Raw genomic sequence first — 17,876 nt, forward strand, 5'->3', positions numbered from 1 at the left:
GGTTTCCAGAATTTCTTGTAGCAGACTCTCATTATTGCAAACCCTAGTTTTCAATAGATATGGTTACTGACAGCGACATCAAATCTGAACGCGATCCAGAAATGGCATGCCATTTTGACGTAGTTTTAAAATAAAAGCTGAGGTAGTCTCAGAAATAGTCTCTTCATCTATATGCACACCATCCACGCCATCTTCACACAGGCTACCAATCCAGACAAAACCTTCATCGAGATTATTGGCATTAGAAATAATCCCGGCTGTCACAATTGACGGCCTCTGCATCAATTTATCTGAGCTGCTCCAGCCCTGCATGGTTTTCAGAAACATCCATTTCTGCTAAGGTAAGCCATCCCCCACAATTTGTCCTGCACGTCATGTCCCTACTCAGAAAACCCAAACCTGTCCCGGCAAATACTGTTGAGACCAATCAACAGATTGCTGCGCTGGTGTCTGTGCAAAACCGGATTTTTCCGAGGCTGATTGATAGCCTGCAGGCGGGTGTCAGTACGGCTGACGTGGCGGTGCTGGCGGATGAGCTGGCGCGGGAGCATGGTGTGCATAGCTCGCTGCCATTGATGAATGGTTTTCCGGCTGGTATCAGCATTAGTGTGAACCAGGAAATCATGAATGGTGTGCCGCTTAGCGACAAGCTGCTCAAGGATGGGGATGTGGTGAAGCTGGCGTTTGGTCTGCACGATCAGCAAAGGGCGTTCAGCATGCAGAACTGGACTGTGCAGATCGGAGCGGGTACGGCCATTGCCGGCGACTTGCTGGGGCCTAGTGAACTGTAACAGTGAAAATCGGAGTGCCTGCCATGTGCGCGACGATCATGGCTGCGTTGCAAATACTCGCGATAGCCCCGCTATCGCTGTGTTTTGCATCTTGCCCTGATGCGCCGGGCACATGTCCTTCACTCTCGATTTCACTGTTACAGTCCACTAGTCATGCTATTTTGCAGGAGAGCATATCGCTGTGCCGGCCTGGCGCGCTGGTCTCGGCAATTGGCAGCCATTTGCAGCAGGCGTGCAGCAAGACTGGCTTGTTTATCTCGGAGCTGTTTGCTGGTCATATCATCGGTGAACAGGCGCATATGCTGCCGCAGGTTTTACCGCGCCGTGGCATGTTCGAAGCGGAGCATGTCTTGGGTGCGGGTTGCATGCTGCATCTGGTGGTACTGGCCCACCCTGCCAAGCCCAGCGCCAGGCAGCTCAAAGATCACTGGCCTGTGACTGAGCGCAACTACTATCCATCTGCCTGCTACAGCCATATGCTGCTGATCACCGAGGACGTGCCGCAGATACTGACAGCGTCCTATCCTTTACTGCCGAACTGCTAAACCCACAAAGCAGAGGTGATCACGAAGTCCCACAATCCGACCGTGCTGGCCATGCCTGCCATGCATTAAGACGCGGCATTCTCCTACAGACAAATGAAATCTTGAGGCGCAGCATTACTCCACAGCAAATACTAGCCAAGCCACAAAAGCGTAAAAAAATGCAAATTAATCATATCAATATTGCAGCGATATAGACAATTGCATAATATGAATGTAAATTTAGTAAGCATGATATATTTGCATTGACATGCATGTATATTGAGGGAATACGTAAGCGGGGCCGTGCTGTGGCAATAAGTGCCGGGGCGAGTTTGTGAGCAAGCATGGCTTGTAAAAGGCTTGTTACAAATTTCGCGTTGCAGCAAAGTTGCCCTGAAGTATTATTAATCATTGTGCGCAGGCGAAAGGTGTCTAATGAATGACAGCATTCCGCAAACCAGACCGGTCACTATTCTTGTCGTTGATGATGACGATGTCGATGTGCTGGGTATAGAGCGCGCACTGAAAAAACTCAAGATCGCCAATCCCATCGTGCGGGCGCATGACGGTGTTGAAGCGCTGGAAATCCTGCGCTCGTCTGAGGGCCTGCCACGTCCCTACCTGATCTTGCTGGACATTAATATGCCCCGCATGAACGGGCAAGAATTCCTGGCGGTATTACGGCAGGACAAAAACCTGTCATCTGCCGTTGTATTCGTACTGACCACTTCACAGGATGACCAGGACAAGCTCATGGCTTATTCCAGACATGTGGCTGGTTATATCGTCAAACAGCATGTGGGTGATGGATTCATGCGTGTGACAGAAATGCTCGACCACTACTGGCGAGTCGTTGAACTGCCTGTTGCCTGAGGTGTAATCATGATGCTGACCGCGCCACCGCAAACCTCTACCCTCGATATTCTCATCATCGACGATGATGAAATCGACAGGCGCAATGTCATCCGTGCGTTGAAGCAGGTATCGGTCAGTGTCAAGATCGTTGAAGCCAATAATGCCCTTGATGGCCTGCTCAAAGCCAAGGAAACCCTGTTCGATGTCATCCTGCTTGACTACCGCCTGCCCGACCGTGACGGCATCGAGGTATTAAAGAGCCTGCGTCTCGACAAGACCCACCACACCGCCATCATCATGCTGACGCACCAGGAAGATGTGAGCCTGGCAGAGCAAGCCATCGAAGCCGGTGCGCAAGATTTTTTGCTGAAAGAAGAAGTCAATGCGCGCCGCCTGATGCGCGCCGTGCACCAGGCACGCCACCGCCACAAGCTGGAATCTGAACTCAGCCGCAGCTACAACCAGTTGCGCGAACTGGCTGAGCATGATGCCCTCACTGGGCTGGCCAACCGTTATGATTTTGAGCGCGCCCTGGCCTTTGCCGTCAGCCGCGCCAAGCGCGAGAACCTGCATGGCAAGATGGCGGTACTGCTGCTGGATCTTGACCGCTTCAAGAATGTGAATGACACCTATGGTCACGCGATAGGTGACCAGTTGCTCATCAAGGTAGCGCGCCGCCTGGGTACCACCACGCGCGGCAGTGATTTGCTGGCGCGCCTCGGTGGTGATGAATTTGTGGTGCTGGTGCAGGATATGGACAGGGTCGATCAGGCCATCCTGCTGGCGACCCGTATTGTCGAAGCGTTCAAGAAACCCATCGTCCTTGATGGCATGGAATGGCATGTGACGATGAGCATCGGCATTGCTGTGTTTGGCTCCTGCGCCAATGATGCGACTGAACTCATGAAATGTGCCGACATTGCGATGTACCGCGCCAAGCAGGAAGGCCGTAACCAGAGCCATTTTTATTCTGACCAGTTGCACCAGGCCGTACGCCACCGCATGTACCTTGAGCGCGATCTGCGCCATGCTTTGCGCAATGAGCAGTTGCAGGTGTATTACCAGGCCAAGATCAATCCCTTTGATGGCAGCATAGGCGGCATGGAAGCCCTGCTGCGCTGGCACCATCCGGTAGAGGGGGTGCTGACACCGGGTGTGTTCTTGCCGATGGCAGAAGAACTGGGCCTGATGTTCGATATCGACCAGTGGGTCATGCGCACGGCCTGCGCCCAGTTGCAAGAATGGCGCTCGCTGCCCTTCCTGCATGCCCAGGACCTGACGATGGCAGTGAATGTCTCGGCCATACAATTGCAGGGCGATAATCTCATCTACACCGTCGATGAAGCCCTGCTGACCAGTGGCCTGGACCCGCGCTACCTGGAGCTTGAGATTACCGAAAATGCATTGATCCGCGACCCTGTCCATGTTGCGGCGATTTTGCACAAGCTGGTCGGACGTGGCGTCAAACTCTCGCTGGATGATTTTGGTACCGGTTATTCATCTTTCGGGCATTTGAAACTGTTCCCCATCCATGTGCTGAAGATAGACCAGAGTTTTGTCGCCGGTGTTGGCAAGGGTGAATCGCAAGAACGCCTGCTGGCTGCCATGATAGCCTTTGCCCAGACCATGGAATTGTCCCTGGTGGCAGAGGGTATAGAAACTGAGCAACAGGCCACGTTCTGTGCTGAACGTGGTTGTGAACTTTTGCAGGGCTATATGTATTCACGCCCTATTCCTTCAAGTGAATTTGAAGATCGCTACCTGACTGGAAGTTTCCGCCATGCGCCAATTGGACCACAGTCAGACAAATGAGCCGGCCAGCAATCAACAAACCGGAAAGCAGCCAGCTTATGTCAATGAACAGCATGCCTTGCTGGCTGCCATTGTCAACTCATCTGACGACGCCATCATCAGCAGCGACCTCAGCGGCAATATACTGAGCTGGAATCACGCAGCAGAAATCCTGTTTGGTTATACCGCCACGGCGATTTACCAGCGCCCTTTTGCCAGCCTTTTCCCGGCTGGGCAATTGCCTGATCATCTGTCGCTGATCAAGCTTATGCAGCAAGGTGCTTCGATAGGCCATTTTGAAACCATGCGGCGCTGCCAGGATGGTACTGAGTTGCCAGTGGCGCTGACCATCTCGGCCATGCGTGACGAGGGCGGCAATATCATAGGCCTGTCACTGATCGCGCGTGACTTTAGCGTGGGCTACCGCATGGCTGCCCGCCTGACGCAGAGCGAGCGTTATTTTCGCCAGGTGGTGGATGCGGCGCCGAATGCCATGGTCATGATAGACCGCCACGGTCTCATAGAAATGGTCAATTCGCAGACCGAGTCCATCTTTGGCTACACCCGCACCGAGCTATTGGGCAAACCCCTGGAAATTCTGATCCCCTCGCGCTTCCAGCGCCATCACCCCAGCCAGCGCACCGGTTACTTTGCCAACCCCATCAGCCGTGTCATGGGACGCGGGCGCGAGCTGTATGGCCTGCGCAAGGACGGAACCGAGTTCCCGGTAGAGATAGGCCTGAACCCGATAGAAACTGCCGACGGCATCAAGGTCTTGTCAGCCATCGTCGATATCACTGAGCGCAAGCGCCAGGAAGAGCGCTTCCGCCTTGTGGTGGAAGCTGCACCGAATGCCATGGTCATGATAGACAGCCAGGGCAAAATAGAAATGGTGAATGCCCAGACCGAAACCATCTTTGGCTACGAGCGTGAAGAACTGCTGGGCCAACCCATGGAAGTGCTGATACCTGAACGCTTTCGCCATCACCACCCGGGCTTGCGCAGTCATTTTTTTACCCAGCCCAGCAGCCGCAGCATGGGCACAGGCCGCGACCTGTTTGGCTTGCGCAAGGATGGCACAGAGTTCCCGGTAGAGATAGGCCTGAACCCGATAGAAACGGCAGATGGTCTCAAGGTCTTGTCGGCGATTGTCGATATCAGTGAGCGCAAGCGCCTGGAAGAACGCTTCCGTCTCGTCGTCGAAGCCGCGCCAAATGCCATGGTCATGATAGATGGCCGTGGAATCATAGAAATGGTGAATGCCCAGACCGAGCACCTGTTTGCTTACCCGCGCGACGAATTGCTGGGCCAGCCCATGGAGATGCTGATACCGGCCCGCTTTCGCAGCCAGCACCCGGATTTGCGCGTCCATTATTTCACCAGCCCCAGCACCCGCGCCATGGGCAGTGGGCGCGACCTGTTTGGCCTGCGCAAGGACGGTAGCGAATTCCAGATAGAGATAGGCCTCAACCCCATACACACAGCAGATGGCCTCAAGGTCTTGTCAGCGATTGTCGATATCTCTGAACGCAAGCGCTTTACCGATGAGCTGTCGCGGCGCAACCAGGAACTGAATAATTTTGCCTATGTCGCCTCGCATGATCTCAAGTCACCCCTGCGTGGGGTCGATCAACTGGCCACCTGGCTGACCGAAGACCTGGCCGGCAAGATCGATGATGAAACCAATGAACACCTGCGTCTCATGCGCATACGCATCAAACGCATGGAGAGGCTGCTCGACGATTTATTGCTCTACTTCCGCGCCGGGCAACTGGGTGGCTCGGTAGAACACATAGACTTTGCCGAGCTGGTGCGCGATGTATTTGAACTGTGCTGCCCTGACCAGTCGTTCAGGCTGGAGCTGCAGGGCGAATTCCCGCGCTGCCATACCCACAAGGTGCCGCTGGAACTGGTGTTCCGCAATCTCATGAGCAATGCGATCAAACATCACGATACCAAAAAGGGCTGCATCGTCGTAAGGTCCATGCCCAATGAGCAATGGCTGGAATTTTCAGTCAGCGATGACGGCCCTGGTATCCCGGCTGAGCATACTGAGCGCGTATTCGCCATGTTCCAGACCCTGCGTCCGCGTGATGAAGTTGAAGGCAGCGGCATGGGTCTGGCCATCATCAAGAAAACCATAGAGTCGCTCGGTGGCAGTATCAGGCTTAGTGCCAACCAGCCACGCGGCACCGTGTTCAGCTTCACCTGGCCACGCAACATGGCGGAGGCTTTATAAGATGATGTCGCATTCACGCAAAACAGAAGCAAACAATGATCCGGTGGCCTTGCTGGCCGCCATCGTCAACTCATCGGACGATGCCATCATAGGCAGCGACCTGAACGGCCACATCATCAGCTGGAACCACGCCGCCAGTCTGCTGTTTGGGCATGCGCATGAGGCAATCCTGGGCCGTCCCTTTGCCGTCCTGTTCCCGGACGGGCAATTACCCGACCATCAAACGCTAGGCCAACTGCTGCAAAAAAATAACGCCATCGGCCAGTTTGAAACCATGGGCAGGCGTGCTGATGGCAACGAAATACCAGTATCGCTGACCATCTCGGCCATACGCGATGCCAGTGGAAATATGTTTGGCCTCTCGCTGAGCGCACGCGACTTCAGCAGCGGCTACCAATTGGCCGCCAGGCTGACACAGAGTGAAAGGCATTTCCGCCAGGTAGTCCAGGCTGCGCCAAATGCCATGATACTCGTCAACAGCCAGGGCCAGATAGAGCTGATCAATGAGCGTTGTGAACAAATGTTTGGCTACACACGCGCAGAACTCATAGGCAATACGCTCGACATACTGGTACCTGAACGCTTTCGCGGGCAACATCCCGAACGGCGTGCAGCTTATTTTGCTCATCCTGACGAACCTGTCATGGGCAAGGGCCGCGAACTATATGCCTTGCACAGGGATGGTAACGAGTTCCCGGTAGAAGTCAGCCTCAGCCCCATCGAGACAGCAGATGGCATGAAGGTATTGTCAGCCATTGTCGATATGTCAGAACGCCAGCGCTTCACCGACGAACTCTCGCGCCGCAACCAGGAACTCAAGGACTTTGCCTACGTCGCCTCGCATGATCTCAAAGCCCCGCTGCGCGGCGTCAACCAGCTCGCCACCTGGATCACCGAAGACCTGGCAGGCCAGATCAATGAAGAAACCCAGGAACACCTGCACCTCATGCGCGTGCGCATCACCCGCATGGAAAAACTGCTCGACGACCTGCTGCTCTACTTCCGCGCCGACAACCTTGGCGGCAGCACAGAATGCATAGACTTTGCAGAGATGGCGCGCGATGTCTTTGAACTATGCTGCAACAACCCCTCGTTTTCTCTCGAATTGCAGGGCACTTTCCCCAAAGACTTCACACACAAGGTGGCCCTGGAACTGGTCTTGCGCAACCTCATCAACAATGCCATCAAGCACCACGACAAGGCAAGCGGCCACATCATCGTGCGCGCCTTGCCTGCGCCTGATGAACAGCACTACCTCTTCGAAGTCGCCGACGACGGCCCCGGCATCGCCCCCGAACACCGCGAACGCGTCTTTGCCATGTTCCAGACCCTGCGCCCGCGCGACGAAGTAGAAGGCAGCGGCATGGGCCTGGCCGTCATCAAGAAAACCATAGAATCACTGGGCGGCAGCATCAGCCTCGCAGCCAATGCGCCACGCGGTGCGGTGTTCAGGTTTAGCTGGCCGCGGGTGGCGGGATAGTTGGTGCCTCACGTAGCAGCGACTTTGGACGCAAATAGCAAACGGAATTGAAAGTTCAAGACCAAAAAGCTCACCACAGAGACACGGAGTCACAGAGAAATGCAAGAGAGGGAAAGACAGTATTGACAAGCAACACCCTCGTAGAAGCGGCTTTAGCCGCAAATAGCAGACTGCAAGAGGCTTGGACCAGGATACCTGTCTGAAATTTTTTATCGCATTTCAAATGCGTGCAGCCCAAATACGATGGATTCCTGCCTGCGCAGGAATGACGATTGAAGGGTATCCAGATAAAAAAATAACGCGGTTTGCGCACGCTGAAATTGAAGGGTACAACAATACCAGTAAGCTGCGGCATAGCGCACACAAACGAAACGAGAACGGAAGGAAAGCAGTATTTCTTCCTCCGTGTGCCTCTGTGTCTCAGTGTCTCTGTGGTGAGATTTTTGGTCTTGCTTTCACCAATTAATGAAGCATTGCAACGCAGTACTTCACCGCACTTGTCTGCCAATCCAATGCAAGGCGCTTTGCCCGACAAAAGCACAAAACGCCCGCATACGATTCAACCTGCACATAGTAATAACCTGCCGCTCCTGCATAGCTGACAGATTCAGTCGATGTACTGCCTTCGCTGCTGGCGACTTTGGCCCAGGCGCTGCCTGAGTATTTGTACAGGTAGAGGTCAAAGTCTGTACCCGGTGGCCCGCTCAACTGTATGCTATAGGAACCATTACCAGCCTTAGCCGGGTGATGCGCTGGGTGCATTGGCGGTCGCACCGTTGGTCAGGCTGCCGGTCTGGGTGACAGCACCACCTGGTGTTGGCGTGTAAGAGGCAAACACCGTCCTGGCCAGGCCTTCATTGACTGCATGCCATGGATAGCCCAGCGTGCGCATGCGGGAGTTTTCTGTTGGCCTGTATTTCCCGGTCTTGCAATATTGCGCGCCCTGGAAGGTGCCGACCGTGCCGTTCGGATATTGCCCCAGGCCGGTTGGCACGGCAGTGGATGATGAGATCAGGCCGCCCCATTTGACATTGCGTGTGCCATTCAGTGACACATCACCTGAGCTGGGCTCGGCACTCAGGCTGCAGGTACCGTAATCATATTCATCAGCCAGGGCAAAGGCGGTGTGGCCTATCTCATGCAGGGCGATTTCCACTGACTGAACATGCATGGAGAGCGTCGCTATCTCACCGCCAGAACCACCATAGCGGGTGGAGTTGGACACTACGACAATGACGCCACGCTGGTCAGGCGCAAGTACCGAACCGACGATGTCATATACCTTAGTCGAGTTCACACAGAGCAGGCGGTCGATGTTATAGCAGTAAAAGCTGCCATCCATGGCGGTGTCGCGATAGACGCCCTTATCCGGCTCGTCTGCGCCGGACTGGTTGCTGGCGACATCAACGCGGTGCACATTGATGCTGGCACGATTCGCGGCAAACAGGGAGTCGGCCATGAAGCCATCGATGACTTTTTGTGCGTCTGTACGCCATTTGCTCATCTCGGCAGCGGTATAACCATCGCCAACAAAGACCATGTCCATGCGTGCATTGGACGGACCATTATTGATGATGGTCGTGACGGTTGCTGCCGGGGCGGCAGATGGTGGCGGCTGCATGCGTGCGGCCTGACCGCTGCGCACTATCTTGTCGAGGGCAGCTCGCTTGAATACCGCTGGCTGTGGTGGTGGTGGCGCCAACTCGCCAAGCTCGGCACGCACAGGAGTAAAGCTGGTACCCTGCCTGCCATCGCTGTAGGCAACGCGCAGCGAAATATTCGCTGCATGGGCCACACTGAGTTGTAACATTGAAATTGCAACGGACATCGAAATAAGTTTGAGTGAATTCATACTGTCTCCGAATAAAATAAGGTGAAAGTGTGAACTACCGATGCTGATGGTGCTAATGCTGATGTTGATGCTGATGTTGATGCCGATGTTGATGCTGTTAAAGCTGATGACTAAGGAGGAACCTCCCCCGATGTGAGAGAACCGTTGATGGAAGATGCTATCGGGGCAGTCGCTGCGCTTGATACTGGCAGCTGGAGTTCAGTATAGTAAAATAAATATATTAAACAAATATTAATGTAAGCAAATGTGAGTGAGATCGCGGCATGCAAATGAAGATGGCCGGGGTCAATATGGATACCGGCGGCCCGCCCTGCTTCTCTTATGTCACAATAGCTGATCTATCCCAGTTTATGACTTGCATGCACCGCATCACACGCTCTGATCTCTATTTGTTTCTGATGCTGCTGTTGACCAGCCCTGTCACTGTGCCGTGTGCACTGATCTGCCTCGTGCTGTTTGGCCTGTTATGGCTGCTGAGCCTGCTCCAGATAAAATTGATAAACGGTATATTTATCATCTTATTCCTGATCATAGGGTATCCATTTATTATGGTATTGCAGCTAAGTACTGTCTCACTGTATCACCTGCTGCGTGAACGTCCGCACATCAGCGATACCGGTTTCACGTTCCATCGCCGCTTTAAAAAAGTGACGGTCTTGTGGACTAACATCAAGTTCATCCGCGAGGTCTGGACGCCGCCGATGAATACAACATATCAATTCCATTTTCATGAAGGCCAACGGCTGCAAATAACCGCCACTGACGACAGTAAGCAAGTCGTGGAAGAAGCAAAGAAGCTGGGGATACCATTTGAGCAGGACAGTATCAGCAAAACCTGGCATGACAATGAGCGTGCAACAGCTATTCCCGCACCAGGTAAGCCAGACCCGGACTAAACCTCATCCGCTATACTGTGACAAATCCATATTTTTACGAGAGCCAATACCGCGATAGCATGGATCAACTCCCGATTATCTTCTTCCCTGGTATCAACGGTGATGCACGCATATTTGCAGAACAGCTAAAAGCCTTCCCCACCTTAAAAATCGCGCAGTGGCTGCCGCCAGCCCGCTCAGAGAGCATGGCGGCGTATGCAAAGCGTATGGCAAGAGCAGTTGATCCGGGTGGCCCGTGCCTGGTCGGTGGCACCTCTTTTGGCGGCATCATCGCACTTGAAGCGGCGCATCACCTGCAAGCGCAAGCCTGCCTGCTATTTGCATCCAGCCGCGACGCCCATGGCCTGCCGACTAGCTTGCGCATGGCGAGGCAGTTGGGCAAACTGATCAGTGCTGACACCATCTGGAAATGGACAATGCGGTGGCAAGATGCAAGCATCGCCAGCCTGCCATCGGCCAGAAAAAAACGCCAACGCCTGTCGCCAACGCAGCAGCATTTTCGTGACTGGGCCCTGTCTGCCTTACTGGACTGGAAGCCTGCTCCCGCAGCCTGTCCGGTCATGCAACTGCACGGCAGCAAGGACAATGTCTTTGACGCCAGGCGCAGCAAGGCCAACCGCATCATCCCCGGTGCCGGGCATGTGATGACGCGTACGCATAGCGAAGAGGTCAATCAGTTCATCATCAAAGCAATTGAATCCTGCCATGCGTCAGAGACAGACATCACCAGCATCCAGCAAAACAGGCATCGCCATGAATGACCGCGTCACGTTTTCAGACCTCATGCTTTTTGTGGTCTTGCTGCTGAGCTGCCCCATATGGCTAAGTTGCCTACTCATGGTGTGGATACTGAGCATCGTTTTTTTGCCTTTGTTGATACTAAAACTGCCACTGAATATTAAAATCTTCCTCACAGATGTGATGACGCTAACTGGTTTGCCATTCTTGTTCATCGCTACCCTCGGGAGTAAAGGCTTTTATCACCTGATACGAAAGCGCCCGCAAGTCACGCAAAACGGATTTACTTATCGCCAGGGATTTAGCTCAAGAGAAATCACCTGGGCAGAAGTTGCATTCATCAAATGGTCGAACTTTATACCTGATGGCGATGCCTATGAATTTACCCTGATTGACGGTAATGTATTCAGCTTCAACTCCTATGTAAAAATCCAGTATCTGCTTGAACAGTCGCAGAAAGCGGGAGTGGAGTTCAGACGCTGGGACAGACCAAATAAATCTGCGGTCCGTGACAAAGTATGGCATGAGATACTGTGACGTCCTTCCATCGATCCCGCCGTAGCAGGGAATCTTCTTTAGCACTTGCGTCTTTGTACTACCCGCCATATGCTATTCATCCCAATCGATGATGCCTGCGGCAGTATCAAACAGCTTACCCCGAATTTCACCCATAGCATCAGATAAAAAAACCAAGCAATGACACTACCCCGCCCCGCTGATTTTGAAGGCATACTCAGCCTCTCACGTACCGACAACGACGGCAGGCAGTCTGCCGTGCTAACCGGGTACAGAGCTGTCCACCAGTTGCATGACAATCACTGCAGCACCGGCATCCATGAATATCTGGATAGTGACCAGGTGCAGCCGGGTGAAAGTGGCCGGGTGGCTGTGTGTTTATCCACACCCGACATGTACCCGGCCTGTCTTTGGGATGGCCGTGAACTCAATATTCTTGAAGGTAAAAAACAGGTAGGCACACTCAGGGTCACCAGTATATTCAATACTACTCTGCGCACCAGTCCTGGCGAATACCTGATCAGGTGGCAGGCTCCCCGCCTCGCAGAAATTGGTGCCTGCCTACTTGATCTCTTCCAGGGTGACGACTACCAGATCAATCAACAGGCTTTGCAAGACCTGCACAAACTGCATGCATCTCCCCTGGTCTTGCGCATGGATGCGACACTATTCAAGACCGTGATGAACATGCCGGGCTTTGACAAGGCAAATTGCGTCGCCCGCATGCTGACTGGCTATCGCCTGAATTACACGCGCAGCCTGGCCGCGTTCAAAGCTGCGTCGGGCGATGAAACTTTCCTCAGCCTGTTTAAGGGCGCTTCCAGAAAGAAAGCACAAGAAGAATACACACAGGTGGTAACCGACCTGGGCAGCCTCATGTATGCGCTGCCAGGCTATGGCCATCTGGCGCAGGAAGAAGTACTTGCCCTGCTCGATACTGGTGACAGCTTTTTGATCTCCTTTGCCGGAACCATGATGGATGCGTTTCCCACGCTTGACGACCGGCACATAGCACAGCTACTCGACACGATGGAAGAATATGGCGTGCATGAATGGCCCTACCAACCCGGTATTGCATTGGCTGCCGCATTGACAAAAAACCCCAAAGGTTTTGACACTGTGATGAGCAGGTTCGAACATGGCAACGACAATCTGCAATCCGGCATACTCAGAAGTTTTGAATCCCTGGAAATGGCATTGCCTTTGCAGGCACAAGACATGATTGTGCGCAGGGCGCAATCACATGGCGGCAATCGCGATGACGAGGCATACAGTACTACCGTCATCGCCCTGGCACTGTGCAAAGACCGGCAAGCAGAAGCAGTAGCGATACTGGCCCCCTGCCTTGAGAGTGAAGCCTGGTTTATCCGTGGTAATGCAGCCATGTCACTGGGCTTGCTGGGTATAGAAGATGAAGTACTGATCAATCGCCTCGGTGACTTGATCTTTGATACTGAAGGCAACGACTGGAGCGTGCAGTCAGCCACGCTGGGGGCTTTGACAGAACTTGGTGACAAGGCGCGCAGCCAGATAGATAAATTGCTGAGACTGGCACGTGACGATGAAGATGACAACTATACCAAACAAATGCTGGCAGATTGCTTTGGTGCCATAGGTGACGACTCAGCCTCCGTTATTGAGGCTCTTCGCAAAATAGTTGCCAAACAAGCTTATAACAGCGGCAGGCTGGCGGTCATCGCCCTGGGCAAACTAGGCAAAGCAGCCAAACCTGCCATGGATGCAATCAAGGCGTTTATTTTCAGCGAAGACTATCATGTCGACGATGCAGAAAAAGCCCGCGCCGTCATCGATGCCTGCATCGCCATCAATGATGCGGACAATGTTGATGTCAACAACTGCATCAGGCATTTGGCAAAGTCTGTGCATGCTGATGTGGCTGAGGTGGCGCATCAGTATTTGAGCGGGGAAACTAAAAAGTAAAACCGTCGTGCATAGGCATGATGATAGCAAGATGTACGACTGAAGCAGCTCCTGATGTTAGCAAAGCCCCGGTCGTAGTGCGCATTATAATGCGCCCTACTTTACTGACCAAACGCTACTTATTCGGGTCGTAGGAGGAATTGCAATGCCCCCTGTCTTGCCACCTGGTGGCTACATCTGCGCCAGCCGCTTTATCTCTGACAAAATCTCATTGAAATCACCGTAGATATCAACATCAGCGCCAAACAATGTTTGATTTTTTGCGAGGTATTCAATTGCGGACATTAACTCCTTCATTAGTGGAGAAATCGAATCAGGGTCGTCGCTCAGTTTGCTCTCGACAAGTCGTAAAAAACAACTTGCGGTATCTGACGCATTACGGTTGTTAAGCACCGCAAGCGATGTTAGATATTGATAGTAGGCACCGATATAATATTGAAACGGAATTACCGGCATGAACCTGAGTTCTTCTGTTCGTTCGATGACCGCCCCTTGAAAAAGAAGTCTTGCCTCTGCCAAGTTTTTCCCAAAAAACATTTTATATGCATATTTTTGGTCCAGGTCATTCTTATAATCACCCCAATCTTCTTCAGATGGTATTTCCAGGGATCGTTTCATTTCACAAATTGGTCAATGTTTTTGATTGGCGCATGAGTCAATTCCACTGATTAATCTATGCAGCCACGATTTGATCATCAAGATTTATTGAATAAAGCAATCGTTCGTGCGACTGCCGGTGCGATCATGGATTCATGGCTGCCAGTGATCACTTCATGTTTACATATCGAGTATTTGGCGACCATGTTGCAAAATTCTGTATTGACCGGGATTGCAGGTGGGCTGGCAGATTCGGTAAACACATACAGGGGTGTTTTGACCGATGCCACATAGCGATAGGGGTCACGGATTTTTTGCTCGTCGGGCAGATCAACATTAAAGGGAGCAATGTTCTTGTAATGCGCCAGCCACAGCGGCAAGCGGGCAAAGCCACTATAGGCAGCAACTGCTTTGTACGGCGATGGCATTTGAGAGACGAGCAAGGCCATGCTGCCACCTATACTGTGGCCTGCGAGATAGATTTTCTGGGTATCGACTTGTGGCAGACTTGCCAGATATTTGCCAGCGGCAATAGCATCATCGACTTCACCACCAAACATTTCGAAATAACCTTCGCCGCCATTCTCACCGCGGAGGCGTGGCATTAAAAGGAGGTAGCCTGCATTGACAAAACCCTGAGCAGCGACCCAGTCATCGGTTGAAAATGAGAAGCCACCATGCAAAAAAACGACTGCGGGCATTTTCTTCGCATTGTCAGGCAGAGCCGATATCCATGCCTTCAAGTGCAACTTACCAGAGACGTAATCAATTTCTTTGACACCAGCTGGCAATTTTTCTTGTACAAAATCTTGTGGTGCTTTGATGTTCTTTGTGATTTGGCTGGCATAGGCAGCTCTTGCTGCCTGCAAGTCTTGCGCGTGCACGTTAAAGAAGCCAGCAGTCAGGGACAGCAGCAACAGGAACTTGAGCAGACGTGGCGTCTTGATTTTCATTTTGTACCGACATAGATGGGATGGAATCGGGATATTAAGGTATTCAGACAATTATGGATATAGGAGAGTTGGGCGTATTGCAGTGCCCCCAACTTTACGGTGATGTCGCAATTCGCACGAATACGAATAGCAGAGCTTTATCTGACCTTAATGCAGCGCGCATCACGATGTTCAAACGCATGGATATGAACGCGATGGATTCCTGCCTGCGCAGGAATGACGACAGAGAGGATTTCCAGGCAAGTCGGTGCCACGGTTTGCCCGGCCTTATGTAATCGTAAGCGCAGGCAAAATTCGATGGCTGTCTGCAATAGGTGACTTAACATCATCTCTTAAGCATTCCCCAACAATGGCAATTCCAGCCACTTCCCATACACCCGTATCAACTCCTCGACAGGCTGCGGTCTGGACAGCACAAAACCCTGTATCAGCGTATCCCCGAACTGCCGCAAGAAGGCGAGTTGGGTGTCGGTTTCTACGCCTTCTGCAATCACATTCAGACGCAGGTTGCGCCCCAGTTCTATGATGGTGCGGACGATGGCGCGGTCTTCGCTTTGCTGGGGCAGACCCTTGATGAAGGAGCGGTCTATTTTCATCGAGGAAATGGGCAGGTTCTTCAAGTGGGCGAGTGAGGAATAGCCCATCCCAAAATCGTCGAGGCTGATGCCAAAGCCCAGCCGCCGCAGCGTGCTCATGATGGGGATGACATGGTCGGGCTGATGCATGAGCATGCTCTCGGTCAGCTCCAGGCAGAGGTGGTGTGGTTTGATGCCTGATCTCTCGACGACGGCGCGCAATTCGTCTGGCAGCGTGCTGGAGGTGAATTCTGAAGCGGCCATGTTGACATGCACCTTCACATTCTCAAAACCACAGCGGTGCAGGCGCGCCAGGTCGTGGCAGGCGCGGTGCACGACCCAGTTGCCTAGCTGGATGATGAGGCGGCTTTCTTCTGCAATGGGGATGAAGATGTCGGGCCGCACGATGTCGCCATTGGCACGGCGCCAGCGTATCAGGGCTTCCAGGGCATGGATCTGGCCGTTAGCATCAAAGATGGGCTGGTATTCGAGGAACAGAGCTTGCTCGGCAATGGCCTGGTGCAACTCGGTTTGCATGGTCAGGCGCTGCGCCAGGTCTGACTGTTGCACTGCCAGGCTGTAGGAGGTGCTGCTGGAAAAATAGCTGACGTCATTACGGCCATTTTTCTTGATACGGTACATGGCAGTGTCAGCCGCACGCAAGAGCTCGGGGCCATTCAAGCCATTGTCAGGGTAGATGCTGATGCCTATGCTGGCCGACACCGTCATCTCATGACCATTGAAGATGAAGGGTAATTGCGCTGCGTGCAGCACCTGCCTGACCAGACTATCAAGCTGTTCATTGAAAGGCGTGGCAGAGCCATCAGGCTGGTAGAGTATCGCAAATTCATCACCGCCTAGCCGCCCCACCAGCTTGCCGGGTATGGGCAGGGCCTGCACTCTTTGTGAAAATCCGCGCAAGACCACATTGCCAGCCTCATGGCCAAAGGCGTCATTGACGGGTTTGAAGCGGTCAAGGTCAATAAAGATCAGGCCAAACTCAGTGCCACTGGCGGCGCTTTTTTTGCAGGCGCTGTCGAGTATCTGGTAAAAATAGCTGCGGTTGGCGAGCTCGGTCAGGCCATCGATTTGCGCCAGCAGGCGTATGGTTTCTTGCTGTTCCAGCCTTTGGGCGGTTTGTGCGATCAGTGCACCTATGGTGGCAGACAGGCTCGGTAATTGCGCTTCACTCTGGCGCGTCAGGCGACTATAGAATTCCAGCACGCCAGGGCAGTGGCGCTCACCTTCGTCGGTGATATACGCCACCGGAAAGATATAGCCAGAGCGTAAATGGCACAGGGCCGCGCTTTTATTACGCAAGAAATCCTCATCGCTATTCATGTTCTCGACCCAGCGAGGCTCGCCCTGCTGCCACACCTGCCCTACCAGGCCCGTACCTGGGCGCACTTGCATGGTCTGGCTTTCTTGCGTGAACAAACTGAGCGTCTCTTGCTGACCGTGCCAATAATTTTGTAGCTTCAACTGGCGCTCGCCCAGCGTATCTGTTTCAACTGTCCAATAGGCGCCCCAATCCCAGCCCAGGTTTTCACACACCAGTTGTATAACCTTGGTGACGGCAGCACCTATAGAATCCGCCCCCACAAACAACCTGGTCGTTTCAAAACTCAGGCGTTCACGCATGGCTGCATGTTTGGCCGTCGTGATATCAGTCAGGATACCTTCGCAAATACCAGATGCAGTTGCTTGCGGCAGGGATTGCAAACGTAACCATCGCAGTCCGCTGCCTTCATTGAAAATACGGAATTCATACTCCGCCTGCACCCGTCCGGCTGCCGCATTGTGCAATACGGCGTGCAGTTGTAACAAGTCATCCATCAGCACTTTTGTAAAGCCGCCACCCAGCGAGGCATGCCAGCCTGAGACCACACCCAGCATGTTCGCCGCAACGACGGAAAACACTATTCCATCACTGTCAGCCTGATACCACCAGCGTCCAAAAGCTGCCGTCTGTTCAACCGGATCTATGCTTGCTGTTTGTGCAAGCAGGGCCCGCAGTCCCGGCGTGGTGCAGTGTTCCACATATTCTGGCAAGAATGAAGTATGGGTCAGGGAAATGGATTCATGCATGGCGTGAAATACTTCCGGATATGCAAAGTGATTATTTATA

The 17,876-nt window shown here is 53.0% G+C and carries 16 protein-coding genes; 10 read left to right on the plus strand and 6 right to left on the minus strand.

The window, feature by feature from the left end:
* Positions 1 to 78: 78 nt before the first annotated feature.
* Positions 79 to 327: a hypothetical protein gene (locus tag UNDKW_RS20325; RefSeq protein ID WP_162060193.1), complete on the minus strand. Its 249-nt coding sequence runs from the start codon at positions 325 to 327 to the stop codon at positions 79 to 81.
* Between the two features lie 47 nt (positions 328 to 374).
* On the opposite strand from UNDKW_RS20325, the gene UNDKW_RS20330 reads away from it, so the two are divergent.
* From UNDKW_RS20330 to UNDKW_RS20355, 6 genes are all read left to right on the plus strand, one after another.
* The gene (locus UNDKW_RS20330) at positions 375 to 791 is read left to right on the plus strand and encodes a M24 family metallopeptidase (RefSeq protein ID WP_162060194.1); all 417 of its coding nucleotides are present in this window, start codon (positions 375 to 377) and stop codon (positions 789 to 791) included.
* Positions 792 to 814: 23 nt separating this feature from the next.
* Complete coding sequence (locus tag UNDKW_RS20335; protein ID WP_162060195.1) at positions 815 to 1,336, plus strand: hypothetical protein; 522 nt, start codon at positions 815 to 817, stop codon at positions 1,334 to 1,336.
* A 414-nt stretch (positions 1,337 to 1,750) separates the two neighbouring features.
* A complete protein-coding gene (locus UNDKW_RS20340) occupies positions 1,751 to 2,188 on the plus strand; it encodes a response regulator (protein ID WP_162060196.1) in 438 nt (145 codons plus the stop codon).
* A gap of 9 nt (positions 2,189 to 2,197) precedes the next feature.
* A complete protein-coding gene (locus UNDKW_RS20345) occupies positions 2,198 to 3,982 on the plus strand; it encodes a GGDEF domain-containing response regulator (RefSeq protein WP_197892944.1) in 1,785 nt (594 codons plus the stop codon).
* Positions 3,951 to 6,200 (plus strand): PAS domain S-box protein, encoded by a 2,250-nt coding sequence (locus tag UNDKW_RS20350; protein WP_162060197.1) that lies wholly within the window; start codon positions 3,951 to 3,953, stop codon positions 6,198 to 6,200. The genes UNDKW_RS20345 and UNDKW_RS20350 overlap by 32 nt, the downstream gene beginning before the upstream one ends.
* A gap of 1 nt (position 6,201) precedes the next feature.
* Positions 6,202 to 7,680, plus strand: coding sequence for a PAS domain S-box protein (locus UNDKW_RS20355; RefSeq protein ID WP_232063061.1), 1,479 nt, complete (start codon positions 6,202 to 6,204; stop codon positions 7,678 to 7,680).
* 462 nt (positions 7,681 to 8,142) lie between these two features.
* On the opposite strand, the gene UNDKW_RS30615 is transcribed toward UNDKW_RS20355, so the two are convergent.
* Positions 8,143 to 8,442, minus strand: coding sequence for a PPC domain-containing protein (locus UNDKW_RS30615; protein WP_232063062.1), 300 nt, complete (start codon positions 8,440 to 8,442; stop codon positions 8,143 to 8,145).
* Entirely contained in the window at positions 8,417 to 9,532 is a 1,116-nt protein-coding gene (locus UNDKW_RS20360) for a M64 family metallopeptidase (RefSeq protein ID WP_232063063.1), read from the minus strand. Before UNDKW_RS20360 ends, UNDKW_RS30615 begins: the two co-directional genes overlap by 26 nt.
* Before the next feature lie 263 nt (positions 9,533 to 9,795).
* On the opposite strand from UNDKW_RS20360, the gene UNDKW_RS20365 reads away from it, so the two are divergent.
* From UNDKW_RS20365 to UNDKW_RS20380, 4 genes are all read left to right on the plus strand, one after another.
* Complete coding sequence (locus tag UNDKW_RS20365; protein ID WP_162060199.1) at positions 9,796 to 10,428, plus strand: hypothetical protein; 633 nt, start codon at positions 9,796 to 9,798, stop codon at positions 10,426 to 10,428.
* A gap of 59 nt (positions 10,429 to 10,487) precedes the next feature.
* Entirely contained in the window at positions 10,488 to 11,189 is a 702-nt protein-coding gene (locus UNDKW_RS20370; RefSeq protein WP_162060200.1) for an alpha/beta fold hydrolase, read from the plus strand.
* On the plus strand, positions 11,182 to 11,703 hold the full coding sequence (locus UNDKW_RS20375; protein ID WP_162060201.1) for a hypothetical protein: 522 nt from the start codon (positions 11,182 to 11,184) through the stop codon (positions 11,701 to 11,703). Before UNDKW_RS20370 ends, UNDKW_RS20375 begins: the two co-directional genes overlap by 8 nt.
* A 159-nt stretch (positions 11,704 to 11,862) precedes the next feature.
* Positions 11,863 to 13,623 carry a HEAT repeat domain-containing protein gene (locus tag UNDKW_RS20380; protein ID WP_162060202.1) on the plus strand — a complete coding sequence of 587 codons (1,761 nt, stop codon included), beginning with the start codon at positions 11,863 to 11,865 and terminating at the stop codon, positions 13,621 to 13,623.
* 171 nt (positions 13,624 to 13,794) lie between these two features.
* Here the strand turns inward: UNDKW_RS20380 and UNDKW_RS20385 are convergent, their stop codons facing one another.
* From UNDKW_RS20385 to UNDKW_RS20395, 3 genes are all read right to left on the minus strand, one after another.
* Complete coding sequence (locus UNDKW_RS20385; protein WP_162060203.1) at positions 13,795 to 14,241, minus strand: hypothetical protein; 447 nt, start codon at positions 14,239 to 14,241, stop codon at positions 13,795 to 13,797.
* Positions 14,242 to 14,318: 77 nt separating this feature from the next.
* Positions 14,319 to 15,173, minus strand: a complete 855-nt coding sequence (locus UNDKW_RS20390) for a S9 family peptidase (RefSeq protein ID WP_162060204.1) — start codon at positions 15,171 to 15,173, stop codon at positions 14,319 to 14,321.
* Between the two features lie 332 nt (positions 15,174 to 15,505).
* Positions 15,506 to 17,836 (minus strand): bifunctional diguanylate cyclase/phosphodiesterase, encoded by a 2,331-nt coding sequence (locus UNDKW_RS20395; RefSeq protein WP_162060205.1) that lies wholly within the window; start codon positions 17,834 to 17,836, stop codon positions 15,506 to 15,508.
* Positions 17,837 to 17,876 lie beyond the last annotated feature (40 nt).

The sequence above is a fragment of the Undibacterium sp. KW1 genome, from assembly GCF_009937955.1.
Lineage (GTDB): Bacteria > Pseudomonadota > Gammaproteobacteria > Burkholderiales > Burkholderiaceae_D > Undibacterium.

What these genes read in the sequence shown, in the direction of transcription:
- UNDKW_RS20370 (WP_162060200.1), top strand. Translation starts at nt 10,488, where the DNA reads ATGGATCAACTCCCGATTATCTTCTTCCCTGGTATCAACGGTGATGCA.
- UNDKW_RS20375 (WP_162060201.1), top strand. Translation starts at nt 11,182, where the DNA reads ATGAATGACCGCGTCACGTTTTCAGACCTCATGCTTTTTGTGGTCTTG.
- UNDKW_RS20390 (WP_162060204.1), bottom strand. Translation starts at nt 15,173, where the DNA reads ATGAAAATCAAGACGCCACGTCTGCTCAAGTTCCTGTTGCTGCTGTCC.
- UNDKW_RS20330 (WP_162060194.1), top strand. Translation starts at nt 375, where the DNA reads ATGTCCCTACTCAGAAAACCCAAACCTGTCCCGGCAAATACTGTTGAG.
- UNDKW_RS20355 (WP_232063061.1), top strand. Translation starts at nt 6,202, where the DNA reads ATGATGTCGCATTCACGCAAAACAGAAGCAAACAATGATCCGGTGGCC.
- UNDKW_RS20350 (WP_162060197.1), top strand. Translation starts at nt 3,951, where the DNA reads ATGCGCCAATTGGACCACAGTCAGACAAATGAGCCGGCCAGCAATCAA.
- UNDKW_RS30615 (WP_232063062.1), bottom strand. Translation starts at nt 8,442, where the DNA reads ATGCACCCAGCGCATCACCCGGCTAAGGCTGGTAATGGTTCCTATAGC.
- UNDKW_RS20395 (WP_162060205.1), bottom strand. Translation starts at nt 17,836, where the DNA reads ATGCATGAATCCATTTCCCTGACCCATACTTCATTCTTGCCAGAATAT.
- UNDKW_RS20335 (WP_162060195.1), top strand. Translation starts at nt 815, where the DNA reads ATGTGCGCGACGATCATGGCTGCGTTGCAAATACTCGCGATAGCCCCG.
- UNDKW_RS20365 (WP_162060199.1), top strand. Translation starts at nt 9,796, where the DNA reads ATGCAAATGAAGATGGCCGGGGTCAATATGGATACCGGCGGCCCGCCC.
- UNDKW_RS20380 (WP_162060202.1), top strand. Translation starts at nt 11,863, where the DNA reads ATGACACTACCCCGCCCCGCTGATTTTGAAGGCATACTCAGCCTCTCA.
- UNDKW_RS20340 (WP_162060196.1), top strand. Translation starts at nt 1,751, where the DNA reads ATGAATGACAGCATTCCGCAAACCAGACCGGTCACTATTCTTGTCGTT.
- UNDKW_RS20325 (WP_162060193.1), bottom strand. Translation starts at nt 327, where the DNA reads ATGTTTCTGAAAACCATGCAGGGCTGGAGCAGCTCAGATAAATTGATG.
- UNDKW_RS20360 (WP_232063063.1), bottom strand. Translation starts at nt 9,532, where the DNA reads ATGAATTCACTCAAACTTATTTCGATGTCCGTTGCAATTTCAATGTTA.
- UNDKW_RS20345 (WP_197892944.1), top strand. Translation starts at nt 2,198, where the DNA reads ATGATGCTGACCGCGCCACCGCAAACCTCTACCCTCGATATTCTCATC.
- UNDKW_RS20385 (WP_162060203.1), bottom strand. Translation starts at nt 14,241, where the DNA reads ATGAAACGATCCCTGGAAATACCATCTGAAGAAGATTGGGGTGATTAT.